Raw genomic sequence first — 15,551 nt, 5'->3', positions numbered from 1 at the left:
GCAGTCTGCGCTGCGCCGCCGATCTCCGGGCCAATCGTCGAGAAGAAGACGGCATCCAATGTACAGCCGAGCCGACCCTTCCCAGCGACCTGGCAGAAGGTGCTGGACAGCTTCACCGCCAATGGCCGCGTCCCCGGCGCCGTGATCCTCGTCAAATCGCCGGACTGGGGGGTAAGGGTCGGCACCACCGGCTATGCCAATCTGGAGACCAGGACCCCGATCAGGCCCGACATGCAGTTCCGCGTCGGCAGTGTCTCCAAGATCTTCACCGCGCAGACGATTCTGCAGATGGAACAGGAGGGCAAGCTCAAGCTCACCGATCCGGTGCTGAAATACCTGGACGACGACGGCATCGTCGCCGGAATCCCGTATATCGACGAGATGACCATCGGCATGCTGCTGCAGATGACCACGGGCATCACCAACTATCTGGCCGACAGCGATATTGGCTTCTCGCCCCAGATAACGCCGCAACGGCACTTCGATCCCGATCAATTGATGAGCGGGTTGAGCAACAACGGCCCGAATCCGCCGCTGCCGTCCGACTTCGCACCCGGCGCGACTTATCCCAATCCTTATTGGGCGACCCTCTACGGGAGCGCGCCGCCGGAGCCGCCGCAATATCCCTACTGGTACTACTCCAACTCGAACTACATCCTGCTGGGCAAGATTGCCGAGAAGGTCAGCGGCCAGAAGGCGGAGCAGGTGATCCAGCATTACGTCATGGATAAGCTCGGCATGCGGGACACCTATTTCGCGACCAACGATCAGCAACTGCCGCAGATGCATGGCTATACCAAATGGGGTTCGATCCCCTATCCGCAGCAGGTCTACAAGGATTGGTGCGACGTCACCGCGACGAATCCGACCTATGCCTGGACGGCGGGGGCCATTGTCTCGACGCCCTGGGATCTGCTGAAGTTCGGAGAGGGGATGTTCCAGTCCGACCAGTTGCTGAACCAGGGCACGAAGGAGAAATGGTTCACCTTCGTCTCGGCTGACATCCATATCGGCTGGCAGCCGATGGACTACGGCGTCGGCGGGCTGATGCAGCCGGCGCGGTCCTATGGCAGCGCCCGCGGCCATGGCGGGGCGTTTCCGGGCTACAAGACCCTGCTCTACTACTTCTTCGACGCGGACACGTTCTTCGTGCTGGCCTCCAACACCTGGGACCAGGAATGGGAGGCCAACATGCTCGACCAGATCATGCCGCTGGTCTCGTCGGCCGTGACCACGCCGCAGCCGAGCGAGGACATGCAAGGGGTGCACCTCACCAAGTTCGGCGGGGCGAACCTGGCCTGGCAGGCCGGCCGAATCTACGGAACGAGCTACAACGTCTATTGGGGGACGGACGCCGACCAGGTCGATCGGGCGAGCCCCGACGCCCATGACGGAGTGGAATTCAGGAACGTCCCGGGAGTCGGGACCGACGTGATGCTGAAGCCGGGCACCACCTATTACTGGCGGGTCGACACGGTCGCGGAGGACCAGGTGATCCCGCTGGTGAACGGGCCCTTGTGGAAATTCACCACAGCTGCCGCCCAGTAAGATCTGAAGGAGGCGCCGTCCTCGACACCCGGTGTCGGGGACGGCGCCGTTGTGCGGGTTCAACAAGGCGGGATGGCGGCCAGGATGTGCGGCATCGTCGGACTCTTCAGCTCGGACCGGGACCGTCCGATCGACCCCGGCCATCTGGGTGCCATGACCGGCAGGCTGCGCCATCGCGGCCCGGATGACGGCGGCTCTTTCGCCGCCGGGGGAGTGGCCCTCGGCTTCACCAGGCTCTCGATCGTCGATCTTGCGACCGGCAACCAGCCGCACCACAGCGAGGACGGCCAGATCACCTCGGTCTGCAATGGCGAGATCTTCAACCATCGTGAATTGCGGCAGGAGCTGGAGCGGCGCGGTCACAGCTTCCGAACTCGCTGCGATGTTGAGGTCCTGGTTCACCTCTACGAAGAATACGGCAGCGACTTCGTCGGCCGGCTGAACGGTCAGTTCGCCTTCGCCCTCTATGACCGTCGCCGGCATCGGCTGCTGCTCGGCCGCGACCATGTCGGCATCGCCCCCCTGTTCTATACCGAGGTGGGCGGCGAGCTCCTGTTCGCCTCCGAAATCAAGGCCTTGCTGGCGCATCGCGGCGTCGAACGGCGCGTCGATCTCGCCGGTCTCGACCAGATCCTGACCTTCCCGGGCATGGTCAGCCCCACCACCATGTTCCAGGGTATCCACGCCCTGCCGCCGGGCCATGTGCTGGAGGCCGGCTCCGGCCGCCCGGCCCGCACCTGGCCCTACTGGGATCTGGTCTATCCCGAGGCCGCCCGGCCGGCCGAACGGCGCGATCCGGCGTTCTATGTCGCGCGGCTGGAGGAACTGCTGCTGGCGTCGGTGCGCCGCCGGCTCGATGCCGATGTCCCGGTCGGGTTCTATCTGAGCGGCGGCCTGGATTCGAGCCTGATCGGCGCCCTGGCGCAGGCGGCGGCACCGGACCGGCGGTTCCATTCCTACTCGATCACCTTTCCGCAGGCCGACATCGACGAGCGCCGGCCGCAGCGGCTCATGGCCGAGCAGTTGGGCACCCGGCATCACGAGATCGAGTTCCCGCCGGCCGAGATCATCCGCCGGCTTCGTCAGGCGGTGGCGGCAGCCGAGGCACCGCTGAAGGAAGCCTACAACACCTGCTCCTTGGCGCTGTCGGCCATGGTGCGCGAGAGCGGCCACAAGGTGGTCCTGACCGGGGAAGGGGCGGACGAGCTGTTCGCCGGCTATGTCGGCTATCGCCTCGATGCCACCGGCGGCCGGATCCCGGGGACGGCCGACCCCCTTGAGGCGATGCTCGAGGAGGAGGTCCGGGCGGAGCTGTGGGGCGATCCGGCCTTCTTCTACGAGCGAGACTACCGCCTGTTCCGCGAGACCAAGGCGGGGCTCTATTCGCCTGCCGCCGCGGCGGCGCTGCCGCAGTTCGAATGCACGCTGTGGTCGCCCATCGACCGGTCATGCCTCGCCGGGCGCCACCCGCTGCACCAGCGCTCCTATGCCGATTTCAAGCTGCGGCTGGCCGACCATCTCCTGGCCGATCATGGCGACCGCGTCTCCTACGCCAATTCGATCGAAGCCCGCTATCCATTCCTCGATATCGAGGTCGTGGAGTTTGCTCGCTCGATCCCCCCCGACCTGTTGGTCCGGCAGGATACCGAGAAGTGGCTGCTGCGGGAGATCGCCAGGAAATACCTGCCGCCGGCGGTTGCCGGGCGCGAGAAATTCAGCTTCGTGGCGCCCGGTTCGCCCTATCTCCTGGCCCAGCGGGTCGACTGGATCGACGATCTGCTGTCGCCCGCGCTGATCCGCCGGCAGAATTATTTCGACGCCGAGACGGTGGAGCGCCTGCGCCGGCAGCATCTGGCCGGGAACACGCGGATCAACACCACCTTCGACACGGACGTGCTGATGCTGGTGCTGACCTTCGGGCTCTTCCTGGAAGAGTTCGACATGCCGGGCTATGCCTAGAGCGGCGCCGGGCGATCACTTCTCTCCATTCAGCAGCACCGGCAGCTGATTTTCGCCGGCGCCCATGACGATGATCTTGGCGTTGGGTGACGCAGCGAGGCGCTCGGTCGCCTGGATGCCGCGCCATTTCAGCATCGAGATGCGCGATTTCTCCTCGAACTCGCGAATGCCGTCGGCCTCGATCGACCATTTCTGCCGTTCCATGTCGGCCTGCTTCAAGATGAACTCGTAAGCGAGAGCCTTCTGCTCCTGGGCCAGCTTTTCCTGGATCTCCGCCGCCAGCCGTTCCGGCAGGGCGATGCGCGTGATCAAGACCCGGTCGAGGTCGACCCAATGGGACTGCACGGCGCTCCTCGCGGCGTCGTCGACCTTGGCGGAGAGGCCGGTTTCGCCCAACACCCGAAGCTCGTCCGGCTTGAATTGACGGATCACCTGGCGCAGCGCGGCGACCACGTCCGGCCAGACCACGGTCTCCCGGTAGCGCGGGCCGACCGATCTGTGCAGCATCGGCAGATCGGCCGCCCGTGGCGCGAAGCGCGCAGTGACGTCGAGCGAGACCTCCAGCCCATCGGCGGTGAGGACCGCCACGGTATTGTGCATCTCCTGCAGGCGGGTGTCGTAGACCGTCATGGTGTCCCACGGCCAGATCGCCGGATAGCCCTCGCCATAGACATGGCCCATATCGGTGCCGCCGTCGAAGCGGGACCAGCGTATGCCCAGCTGGCCGGAGCCGATCGGGATGAAGATGCTGCGCCACAGGTAGAACAGGACCAGCGCTGTCCCCAAGCCGGCCAGCCACAGCCGCAAGGCCCGGCGCGACATGCCTGGCGGGAGGGGCGGCGAGTCCGCCTGGGTGTTCGCGGGCGCGGCCTGGCGATCCGGCAGCCGGCCGAACCATCGCCGCAGGCTGCGGCACAGGAGGCGGATCGCCGTGTGCAGATCCGACCGAGGGCGGGCGTTCATGATTCGGGGTTCCGCCGGACTGACTGCACCTTGCCGAGCTCCATCTTCACCACGGTGTCGGCGATGCGGAAATACTGGTCGTCATGGGTGGCGACGATCAAGGTCTTGCCGCGGTTCTTGAGCTCGGGCAGCAGCGCTTCATAGAAGTAGCGCCGGAAATCGGGATCCTGGTCTGCCGCCCATTCGTCGAAGATCAGCACCGGTCGATCCTCCAGCAGGGCCACGACCATGGCGATGCGCTTACGTTGTCCGGTTGAGAGGTCGAGGGTGCTGAACGTGTCGCCGCCATAGCGCACCTTCTCGCCGATGCCCATGTGCCGCAGCTGGTCTTCGACCGCCTCGACCTCCACGGCAAGGCCATAGAGCTTCCGGAACAGATGGAAGTCGGTGTAGATCGCGCTGAAGAGTTCGCGATAATCCTGCAGATTGCTGCGTTCCAGCGCCACTCCGTCGATCGAGATGCCGCCGCCGGTCGGCTGGTACAGGCCGGCGAGCACCTTCAGGAAGGTGGTCTTGCCGCTGCCATTGCCGCCGATGATCATCGTGATCTCGCCGCGTGGCACGGCCAGATCGATCGGGCCGATGCGGAAGGCCTGGGGATCCGCCGCCGCATAGCTGAATCCGAGGGCGTGGCATCGAATCTCGCGATGGAATTGCAGCGGCTGCTCGCTGGCGACGACCCGGCCGACCTCGGCGTTGACGCGGTCGATTTCGGCCTCGATCCGGGCGATCGAATCCGCCGCCTGGTTGCATTTGGCGAAGGCGGGCATCGCGGTGACGATGGTCGACAGCGGCCCGATGATGAACAGGACCGCTGCCACCAGCTGCGGCACGGCGGGGGCGAAACCTTGCACGATCCTCGGCAGGAAGAAGACGATGATCGCGATCAGCACGTAGAAGAAGCACTGCGAGAAGACGGCGTTCTTATTGTAAAGATCGGTCGTCTTGATCTTCAGGTCGCGCATCACCTGCGCCACCTGGCGAAGGTCCAGGAGGACGGCCCGGCCGCGCGCCTGGTTGAGCTTGACCTCCTTCAGGCCGTCGACCAGATCACTAGTCATGCCGAAGAAGCGCACTTCCTCGCCGACGCTGGCCTGAATCAGCCGCATCATCTGCTGCTGCCGGGAGATGTAGATCATGATCCCGGCCCCGATCACGCCCAGGATGGTGAGGAATGCCGGCAGCGAAACCGTCATGACATAGATCGCCGTGCACAGCACCATCACCACGGACTGCGCCGCCGCAACCAGCAGCCCTTGGGATTCCGAGATCAGGGTCGTGTCCTGAGTGATGCTCTGGAAGATCCGGGCCTTGCCGACCTGGTGCAGCAGCAGCAGCTCCGATCCCGCGATCTTTTCGACCAGGCGGATTCTGATCCGCGTGATCATCTGCTCGAAGATCCGGGTGGCGGAATCGAAGGTGTATTTCAGCCCGACCACGTAGAGCGCCATCGCGATGGCGAACAGCACCAGGTAACGGAAATTCAGGGTCTCGTAGGAGGCGGTTTGGGCGGCCTCATTGATCACCGCCAGCATCATGGCGTTGGCCGCGCCCGACACCACGACCGCGATGATCATGTCCCGGCGCGACCCCGCCGCTTCGCGGTTCAGGAGATCGATCAGTGCCATCGGCCAGACGCCCGCGCGCGCGCCGGAACCGTCGACAGGAAGGCTGAGATCGTCATGATGTCATCGATTGCATGAGAGCCGTTCCAGAACCTGGCTGCCGGGCGCGTTCCGGCGGTGTAATGCCGATGAGGATTGCCTGAGAATCTTCGGCCAAAGCCACGACGGCCGGGCCCTTCAAATCCGCTTTCGCCCGGCGGCGGCTGCGCCCCCGACCCGACATCGATCAAGATCACCATCCTCAAGGTCTTTTCAACCAATAAATGGTCGTCCACGTCGGGAATGTAATATAAATCCATAAACATTGCTTCAATTTAGACGCGATATTGTGCCTTACAAATACACTTGTCGGGAAACGCGATGTGCGTTAGTCAATTCGGTATAGACTGAGATCGCGGCGCCGGTTCGCCGGAAGCTGTCCGGGATGCCCGTATTGATACCGATTCGATAAGATCGGGGGCAGGTGAGCTATTGTCCTGAAAATTGCATAGGGAGATTCGTTGCGAATACGGACTTCAATACAGACTTCAATACAGACTTCATTATAGCGATTAGGAAGGATTGATGGTGTCATGTATTGATGCCGTGCGCTCCTTTGAGGGGCTGCCTGGTCGTCGCGCGATACTCGCACATCTTCGGCCGACGTGGGCCCTTCAATGTGACATCGACGGACCGACAGTCCGCCGGCGGGAGCGGTCATGCTAGAGCGCTCGGTGCCAGCGCCCGGCGGGCGCGAGATTGTGCCGGACGAGGTCATCGCCATCGTCGGCGCCGCCTGCCTCTATCCCGGTGGGTGCGACGACCCGGACGCGTTCTGGGATTTTCTGCGGCGCGGCGGGTCCGCCGTGAGCGAGGTCCCGGCCAGCCGCTGGGCGCGTGATTTCTACGACCCCGACCCGGACCGGCCCGGCAAGACGGCCTCGCGGTGGGGCGGGTTCCTGCCCGACCCCTTCCCTGGCGCCTTCGATGCGGCGTTCTTCGACATCTCACCCAAGGAAGCCGCGGCCCTGGATCCCCAGCAGCGGCTGCTGCTCGAAGTCGGCTGGCGGGCGCTGGAGGATGCGGGGGTCGCGCTCGACCCCGACCGCGGCAAGCCGTTCGGCGTGTTCGTCGGCATCAGCACCACGGACTATCATGGCGCGAAGCTGTGGCAGCCCGGCAGCACCACGATCGACCCCTTTACCGCGACGGGCGCGTCTTTCGCGGCCGCGGCCGGTCGGCTCTCCTATGCGTTCGGCTTCGACGGCCCGAGCCTCGCCGTCGACACCGCCTGCTCGTCCTCGCTCGTCGCCCTGCACCTGGCGTGCCAGGCGATCCGGCAGGGGGAGTGCGAGGCGGCGCTGGTCGCCGGCGTCAACGCGCTGCTGACGCCCAACCTCTTCATCTGCCTGACCAAGATGGGCCTGCTCTCGCCCGACGGCCGCTGCAAGGCGTTCGACGCCGCGGGCAACGGCTACGTCCGGGCGGAAGGCTGCGGCGCCGTCGTCCTGAAGACCCTCGGCCAGGCGCAGCGTGACGGCGACCGGATCCTGGCGCTTTGCCGCGGTTCCGCGGTCAACCAGGATGGCCGCAGCAATGGCCTCACCGCGCCCAGCCGCAAGGCGCAGGAGCGCGTGATCGGCCAGGCGCTGGCCCGGGCCGGCGTGTCCGGCGACAGCATCGCCTATGTCGAGGCGCACGGCACCGGCACGCCGCTCGGCGACATGATCGAGCTGAGTGCGCTCGCCGGCACCTACGCCGCCGGCCGCGACCCGGACTCCCCGCTGCTGGTCGGGTCGGTCAAAACCAATATCGGGCATCTCGAAGCCGGTGCCGGCATGGCCGGCCTGATCAAGACAATGCTGTGCCTGCGCCGCGGCGAGATCCCCGCCCATCTGCACCTGCAAACGCCGACCCCGCATCACCCCTGGGACGAGGTGGCGCTCACCGTCCCGACGGCACTGACGCCGTGGCCGGGAATGGCCGGGCCGCGTCGCGCCGGGATCAGTTCCTTCGGGTTCAGCGGCACGAACGCCCATGTCATCCTGGAGGAACCGCCGGCACCCGAGGCACGGGAGATGCGACGGTCGGACGCCGTGCTGCTGCCGCTGTCGGCCCGCAGCCCGGCCGCACTCGAGGAATTGGCCGCCGCCATGGCCGGCTGGCTCGAAGCCGTTCCGCGCAACCTTGCCGATGTCGGCTTCACCCTCGGCGCCGGCCGCACGGCCTTTGCCCACCGCCTGGCCGTGGTCGGCAGCACCGCGGCGGAACTGGCCGCGGCTCTGCGCGGCACCGCTCCCATTCCGGCCGACGGGGATTCCTGGCGCCGGCGGCTGAGTGAGCTGGCTGCGCTCTGGACCGCGGGCGAGGAGGTCGACTGGGCGCGGCTCTACCGGCCTTTGGGGGCCGGCAAGATCGCACTGCCCGGCCATCCATTCCGGCGCCAGCACTATTGGATCGACCCGGTGGTCGGCGCCCCGATCGCTGCCGGCGCCCGGGCCGCAGCCGCGCCGCAGCCGCCGGCACCCCGGCCGGCGATGTATGACGGGCCGGACGGGATGCGGCGGCGGATCGACGATATCGCCCGCAGGGTCCTGAGCGACCAACCGCTGGCATCGCTCGATCCCGAGCTCCCCCTGGTCGAGCAAGGTTTCACGTCGCTCATGGGGCTCGAGCTGCGGCGGGAGCTGGAGGCGGAGCTGGCCACGCCGGTGCCGGCGACGTTCCTCTACAACTATCCGACCATCATCCGCATGGCGGAGTTCTTCCTGGCGGACCGGTCGTTCCCGGCCACGGCCGCCGCCGCTCCCCCGCCGGCGGACGGGGACTACGATTTTCTCGATGAGCTTTCCGTTGAAGATCTGGCCACCTTGATCGAACGCGAGGTCGATTTGCCATGAACGATATCCAGACGCCTGCGAACCCCGCGGAAGCCCTCAAGAAGACCTTCATCGCACTGAAGCGAAGCCAGGCCCGGGTGCAGGAGCTGGAGGCCCGGCAGGGCCAGCCCGTGGCGATCGTGGGCATGGCCTGCCGGCTTCCGGGCGGCGCCAATGATCCCGAGGCGCTGTGGGCGCTGCTGCGCCGGGGTGAACACACCTGCACGTCGGTGCCGCCGGAGCGCTGGGCGACCGATCGCTTCTACGACCCGGCCGCGGATGCGCCGGGCCGCACCCATGCCGGCCGCGCCAACTTTATCGACCTGCCGGTCGACGGCTTCGACGCGCCGTTCTTCGGCATTTCCGCCAAGGAAGCGACGAGCCTCGACCCGCAGCAGCGGCTGCTGCTGGAGGTGAGCTGGGAGGCCATGGAGGATGCCGGCCTCGACCCGGCGGGGCTGCGCGGCAGCAAGACCGGTGTCTATGCCGGGATCTCCAGCGACGACTATGCCCAGGCGCATCGCCATTCGGGCCGGCTCGACCTGATCGACGGCTATGCCCTGACCGGCACCTGCTTCGCCCCGGCGGCGGGCCGGCTGTCCTACACCTTCGGATTCGAAGGGCCGAGCATGGCGGTCGACACCGCCTGCTCGTCCTCGCTGGTGGCGGTCCATCTCGCCTGCCAGAGCCTGCGCAGCGGCGAAACCGACCTGGCCCTGGCGGCCGGCGTCAATCTCATCCTGTCGCCGGTGTTCCACATCGCCTCCTCGAAGCTCGGCACGATCTCGCCCGACGGGCTGTGCAAGACCTTCGATGCCTCGGCCAACGGCTATGGCCGCGGCGAGGGCTGCGGCGTGGTGGTGCTGAAGCGCCTGGCCGACGCCCAGGCGCAGGGCGACCGGATCCTGGCCGTGATCCGCGCTTCGGCCGTGAACCAGGACGGCAAGAGCAACGGCCTGACCGCGCCCAACGGGCTGGCTCAGGAGAAGGTGATCCGGCAGGCGCTCGCCAGCGCCCAACTGACCCCGGCCGACATCGGCTATGTCGAGGTGCACGGCACCGGCACAGCGCTCGGCGATCCGATCGAGGTCGAGGCGATCGGCCGTGTCATGCAGAACAATCGCCCGGCCGAGGATCCCGTCATCCTCAGCACGGTGAAGGCGAATATCGGTCATCTCGAAGCGGCGGCCGGCATCGCCGGCCTGATCAAGGCGGTGCAATGCCTGCGGCACGGCGAGATCCCGCCGCATCTCCATCTGAACAACCCCAGCCCGCACATTCCCTGGGGACAATATCCCTTCAAGGTCGCGACCGAGCTCACCCCCTGGCCCGCTGCCGGCAAGCCGCGCCGGGCCGGCATCAGCTCGTTCGGCTTCAGCGGTACCAACGCCCATGTCATCCTCGAGGAGGCGCCGGCCCGCCCGGACGCCGTCACGGAAGCGGCCGGCAGCCAGCTGCTGCCGCTCTCGGCCCGCACCCCGGAGGCGCTGCGCGAGGCGGCCCAGCGCTGGGCCGACTGGCTCGAGGCGCCGGACCAGCCGCTCGCCGACGCCTGCTTCACCGCCGGCGCCGGGCGCAGCCATTTCGCCCATCGCCTGGCGGTGACCGGGACCGGCGCCGACGACCTCGCCGCCGCGCTCCGCAGCCATCTCGCCGGCACCGCCAGGCGCCAGGTCGCCGTCGCCACCGCGCCCGGCAACAGGCCCAAGGTCGCCTTCCTCTTCACCGGCCAGGGCTCGCAGCGTATCGGCATGGGCCGGGCGCTGTATCAGAACCAGCCGGTGTTCCGCCGGGTCATCGATGAGTGCGATGCGGCGCTGCGCGACCCGCTCGGCCGCTCGCTGGTCGAGCTCCTCTACGGCGGCGCGGCGACCGAGGAGGAGTTGAAGCAGACCGGCCTGGCCCAGCCGGCGATCTTCGCGGTGGAGCTCGGCCTCTGCCGGCTGTGGCAGTCCTGGGGCGTCGAGCCCGACATCGTGTGCGGCCACAGCATCGGCGAATATGCGGCCGCCCATGTCGCCGGCATCCTCAGCCTGGCCGACGCGCTGGCCCTGGTCGCCGAGCGCGGCCGGCTGATGCAGCTGTTGCCGCCGGGCGGCGCCATGGCCGCGGTCTTCGCCGACGAGGCCGCCGTGGCGGCCGTGCTGGAGACAGCGGGCGGCGACGTCTCGATCGCGGCGATCAACACGCCGCGCGAGGTGGTCATCTCCGGCCCGGCGGACGCGGTGGCGGAGGCCCTCCGGCGGTTCGAGGCGGCCGGGGCGATGGCGCAGCCGCTCCGCGTCTCGCACGCTTTCCACTCGACTCTGATGCGGCCGATGGTGCCTGCCTTCGCGAGCACGGCTGCGGCGAGATCCTATGAGGCGCCGCGGCTGCCGGTCGTGTCGACGGTGACCGGCCGCAAGATCGAGGCGGGCGATCTCACCAGCGCCCGCTATTGGGCCGGCCAGATCGAGGCGCCGGTCCGGTTCGCCGCTGCCACCGAGACGCTGGCGGCCGAGGGCGTCACGGTCTTCCTCGAGGTCGGGCCGACCCCGATCCTCACCGGCCTGGCCCGCCAGACCCTGGCGGCCGAGGGCCATCACTTCCTCGGATCGCTGAAGCCGGGAGAGGATGACCGGCGCCAGCTTCTGCAGAGCCTGGCGGTGCTGTATGCCGAGGGCGCGGACATCGATTGGGCGGCCGTCGCCATCGGCACCGAGGCCCGCAAGGTCGCGGTGCCGGGCTATCCGTTCCAGCGCAGGAGCTACTATCTCCCGCCGATCGTCGATGCCGCTGCGGGCGACACCGCCGCTCCGGCGCGCAACGCCCATCCCTATCTCGGCCAGCGCATCCGTTCGGCGGTGCTGCCGGCCGGTACGGAGCTGCACCAGGCGATCTTCACCGCCGAGCAGCCGAAGTTCCTGAAGGACCACCAGATCTTCGGTGAGATCATCTCGCCGGCGGCCGCGCATCTGTCGATGGCCTTCTCTGCCGCCGGGGCGGGGAGGGCGCTGGAGGATGTCGCCTTCACCGCTCCCCTGGTGATCCAGCCGGACCAGCCCCGCACGGTCCAGCTCATCGTCGACGGCGGACCCCAGCCGGCATACCGGCTGGTGAGCCAGGCGGCGGACGAGCCTGGCGACCCCTGGGTCACGCACAGCACCGGCCGGATCGCAGCGTCGGCGGCCGAGCCGCCGGCGCGGGCCGATCTTGCGGCCCTGCGCGATCGCTGCCCCGACAGCATGGCGTCGTCCGACTTCTATGCCCTGATCGAGACGTTCGGCTATCGCACCGGGCCGACCTTCCAGTGCGTTCGCGAGATCCGCAAGGGCGAGAACGAATCCGTCTGCCGGGTCGAGGCGCCGTATCGGATCGACGAGGGTGCGATCCATCCCGGCCTGATCGACTCGCTGCTGCAGACCGTGCTCCCCGCCTGTGAGACCTCGGCGGCCCGGATGCTGACCGGCGAGAGCGTGCTGATCCCGCTGCACATGGCGACGGTCCGGATTCTCGGCCCGCTGACCCAGCCGCTGCACTGCCACACCCGCGTGACCGTGACACGTGACCTGGTGAAGAGCGAAATCACGGCCTATGACGGCGAAGGCGCGCCCCTGCTGGAGATCACCGGCTTCCTGCTGAAGCAGACGAACCGCGACACGCTCTATCAGGGCCTTCGCGCGGACGACCGCGGCGTGATCCACCTGCAGGACTGGCGGCCGGTGCCGCTCGCCGACCAGCCGGCGCCGCAGGACGGGCTCGGCTGGGTCGTGGTCGGCGGCCCGGACGGTTGGGGCGAGGCCCTGGCATCGCAGCTGCGCCGGCAAGGGGCGGATTGCCTGGAGTTGATCCCCGGCAAGGCGCTGGAGCGCGTCGGCGACAGCCGCCATGCCTTCGATCCCGCCGATCCGGACGGGCTGCTGGGTGTTCTCCTGCCCTGGCTCGCCGGACATGGCGCCCGCGGCATCAACCTGCTCTTCGCCCATCGCGGCACGGGCGAAGGGCCCGGCGCGGAGTGCCAGGATGCCTGCGGCCTGCTCCTGCCCATCGTTCAGGCGATCGGCGCGGCCGAGGGGCGCGAGCGTCTCCGGCTCTGGCTCCTGACCAGCCAGGCGCAATCGGTGGCGCGCGAGGATCACGGCGCGGCGTCGCCGTCGGATGCGGCGCTCTGGGGCTTCGGCCGGGCGATCTCGCGCGAGATGCCGGAGATCTGGGGCGGCCTGATCGACCTCGAAGCCGGGCCGTCACCCGCCGGGGTCGCGTCCGTGCTGGGCCTGGTCCAGGCGCCGGCCGGCGAGGACCAGCTGGCGCTGCGCCGCGGCAACCAGGCCTTCGCCGCCCGGATCGTCGGCGCGTCGGCCGGCGCTGCCGGCAAGGACGGGGCGCGCCGGCTGCCGCAGACCGGTGACGACGACGCCTATTTCCTCGACAAGGGGCCGCGTCAGACGCTCGACGACCTGGTCTTCCGGACCCGGCGGCGGCGGCCGCCGGCGGCCGGCGAGGTCGAGGTCGCCATTCTCGCCGCCGGGCTCAATTTCCGCGACGTGCTGAACGCGCTGGGCCAGTACCCGGGAGAGGCCGGGCTGCTGGGCTTCGAGGCCGCGGGCACGATCGCTGCCCTCGGCGAGGGGGTCGACGATCTTGCCGTGGGCGACGTCGTGATCGTCATGGCCGCTCCCGGCTGCATCGCCAGTCATGTCACGGTCGCCCGCCACCTGGTGGTGCGCAAGCCCCGGTCGCTCAGCGTGGTCGAGGCGGTGACCCTGCCGGCCACCTTCCTCACCGCGCATTACGCCCTGAACCACCTGGGCGGGATGCGGCGGGGCGACCGCGTGCTGATCCACGCCGCGGCCGGCGGCGTCGGGCTGGCCGCCGTGCAACTCGCCCTCCTGGCCGGGGCGGAGGTCTTCGCCACGGTCGGCTCGGCCGAGAAGCGCAGGCATCTCGAGGCGATGGGCGTCACCCATGTGATGAACTCCCGCACCACCGATTTCGCGTCCGAGATCCGCGACCTGACCGGCGGCCGCGGGGTGGACATGGTGCTGAACTCGCTGTCCGGCGATTTCATCCCGGCCAGCTTCTCGGTGCTGGCGCCGAATGGCCGCTTCCTGGAAATGGGCAAGATCGGCATCTGGGACGAGGCCCGGGTGCGGGCCCAGGATCCCAGCTGGCTGTACCGGCCCTTCGATCTGGCCGCGGTGGTGGTGGAAGATTCGGCGCTGGTCACCGGCATGTTCGACGACCTGCTACGGGTGTTCGAGGACGGCCGGCTGCGGCCGCTGCCAAGCACGGTCTTCCCGCTGGTCGAGGCCGAGGAGGCCTTCCGCTTCATGGCCCAGGCCAGGCATATCGGCAAGATCGTGCTGAGCCGGGAGGAAGAGTACCGGTGCGAGGTGATCGAGGCGCATGGGCTGGTGCGGCCGGACGCCGCCTATCTCGTCACCGGCGGTCTCGGCGCGCTGGGCCTGCGGGTCGCCGGCTGGCTGGTGGCCGAGGGCGCCCGGCATGTCGTCCTGACCGGACGCCGGGGACCCGGCGAGGCAGCACAGCGGGCGCTGGCGGAGCTCGAGGCCCAGGGCGCGACGGTCACGGTGGTGGCGGCCGATGTGGCATCGGCGGCGGATGTCGATCGCGTGCTGGCCACGATCTCGGCGGATCTCCCGCCGTTGCGCGGCATCATCCATGCTGCCGGGGTGCTCGACGACGGCATGATCGCCGATCTCGACCGGGCGAAGTTCGACCGGGTCTTCGCGCCCAAGGTCGCGGGGGCCTGGAACCTGCACCGGGCGACCCTCGATCTCGACCTGGACTTCTTCGTGCTGTTCTCCTCGGTGGCCGCGGTCATCGGCAATCTTGGCCAGGCCAACTACGCCGCGGCCAACGCGTTCCTGGATGGTCTGGCAGTGCTCCGCCGCCGCAGCGGGTTGGCTGCGACCAGCATAAACTGGGGGCCATGGGCCGAGGCGGGCATGGCGGCGGAGCTCGACACCGACCGGTTCGCGGCGCAGGGCATCCGGGCCCTGGCCCCGGCGCAGGGCTTGCGGGTGCTGAAGCATGTCCTGAAGGAAAACCTGGTGCAGCCGATCGTGGCCGACATCGATTGGGCCGCCTACGGCGCGCATCACGGGCTCGACGGCAAGGCCGGGCTGTTCGCCGCCCTGGTCGCCCAGGCCGATCGGCCGGCGGCGGGCGCGGCGCCGGCGGTCGCGGTCCGCGCCATCGTCGAGGAGCTGGGCGCGGCGCTGCCGATCGAGCGCGAGGGGCTGCTGCTCGCCTATCTCAAGGATCTGGCCCGCCAGACCCTGGGCTATGGCGATGCGGAGCCGATCGCGCCGGACCAGCCCCTGGTCGAGCAGGGGTTCGACAGCCTGATGTCCGTCGACATGCGCAACCGCCTGAACAAGAGCCTCGGCTGCGCGCTGCCGGCCTCGCTGCTGTTCGACTATCCGACGCTGGAGAAGATTGCCCGCTACCTGCTCAAGGATGTGGTCAAGCTCGAGGCCGAGGCGGCGTCCGCCCCGGCTTCGGCGGCCGCGCTGATGGATGAGCTCGATCGGCTGATCGGTTAGGGGAACGGACCAGGGAGGAATCGGTCGAGCGACGGTTGATCCGGAAAGGG

At 68.3% G+C, this 15,551-nt stretch carries 6 protein-coding genes; 4 read left to right on the top strand and 2 right to left on the bottom strand.

The window, feature by feature from the left end:
• The first annotated feature begins 99 nt into the window (after nucleotides 1-99).
• Together QFZ27_RS36705 and asnB are read left to right on the top strand one after the other, a co-directional pair.
• Nucleotides 100-1,548 (top strand): serine hydrolase domain-containing protein, encoded by a 1,449-nt coding sequence (locus QFZ27_RS36705; RefSeq protein ID WP_429231780.1) that lies wholly within the window; start codon nucleotides 100-102, stop codon nucleotides 1,546-1,548.
• Nucleotides 1,549-1,620: 72 nt separating this feature from the next.
• On the top strand, nucleotides 1,621-3,507 hold the full coding sequence (gene asnB, locus QFZ27_RS36700; RefSeq protein WP_429231778.1) for an asparagine synthase (glutamine-hydrolyzing): 1,887 nt from the start codon (nucleotides 1,621-1,623) through the stop codon (nucleotides 3,505-3,507).
• Nucleotides 3,508-3,522: 15 nt separating this feature from the next.
• On the opposite strand, the gene QFZ27_RS36695 is transcribed toward asnB, so the two are convergent.
• Nucleotides 3,523-4,470 carry a prohibitin family protein gene (locus QFZ27_RS36695; protein ID WP_429231777.1) on the bottom strand — a complete coding sequence of 316 codons (948 nt, stop codon included), beginning with the start codon at nucleotides 4,468-4,470 and terminating at the stop codon, nucleotides 3,523-3,525.
• On the bottom strand, nucleotides 4,467-6,098 hold the full coding sequence (locus QFZ27_RS36690; protein ID WP_429231775.1) for a cyclic peptide export ABC transporter: 1,632 nt from the start codon (nucleotides 6,096-6,098) through the stop codon (nucleotides 4,467-4,469). The genes QFZ27_RS36695 and QFZ27_RS36690 overlap by 4 nt, the downstream gene beginning before the upstream one ends.
• A 695-nt stretch (nucleotides 6,099-6,793) precedes the next feature.
• Here QFZ27_RS36690 and QFZ27_RS36685 point away from each other — a divergent pair.
• Entirely contained in the window at nucleotides 6,794-8,974 is a 2,181-nt protein-coding gene (locus tag QFZ27_RS36685) for a type I polyketide synthase (protein WP_429231774.1), read from the top strand.
• Nucleotides 8,971-15,501, top strand: a complete 6,531-nt coding sequence (locus QFZ27_RS36680) for an SDR family NAD(P)-dependent oxidoreductase (RefSeq protein WP_429231773.1) — start codon at nucleotides 8,971-8,973, stop codon at nucleotides 15,499-15,501. Before QFZ27_RS36685 ends, QFZ27_RS36680 begins: the two co-directional genes overlap by 4 nt.
• The last annotated feature ends 50 nt before the right edge of the window (nucleotides 15,502-15,551 follow it).

The organism is Inquilinus ginsengisoli (assembly GCF_050434925.1).
Lineage (GTDB): Bacteria > Pseudomonadota > Alphaproteobacteria > DSM-16000 > Inquilinaceae > Inquilinus > Inquilinus ginsengisoli_B.
Note: the sequence above shows the minus strand (reverse complement) of the source record. Positions and strands in the feature narration are given on the sequence as shown.

Bases quoted from the DNA above. Each gene is read 5' to 3' on its own strand.
- asnB (WP_429231778.1), top strand. From the start codon at position 1,621: ATGGCGGCCAGGATGTGCGGCATCGTCGGACTCTTCAGCTCGGACCGG.
- QFZ27_RS36695 (WP_429231777.1), bottom strand. From the start codon at position 4,470: ATGAACGCCCGCCCTCGGTCGGATCTGCACACGGCGATCCGCCTCCTG.
- QFZ27_RS36690 (WP_429231775.1), bottom strand. From the start codon at position 6,098: ATGGCACTGATCGATCTCCTGAACCGCGAAGCGGCGGGGTCGCGCCGG.
- QFZ27_RS36685 (WP_429231774.1), top strand. From the start codon at position 6,794: ATGCTAGAGCGCTCGGTGCCAGCGCCCGGCGGGCGCGAGATTGTGCCG.
- QFZ27_RS36680 (WP_429231773.1), top strand. From the start codon at position 8,971: ATGAACGATATCCAGACGCCTGCGAACCCCGCGGAAGCCCTCAAGAAG.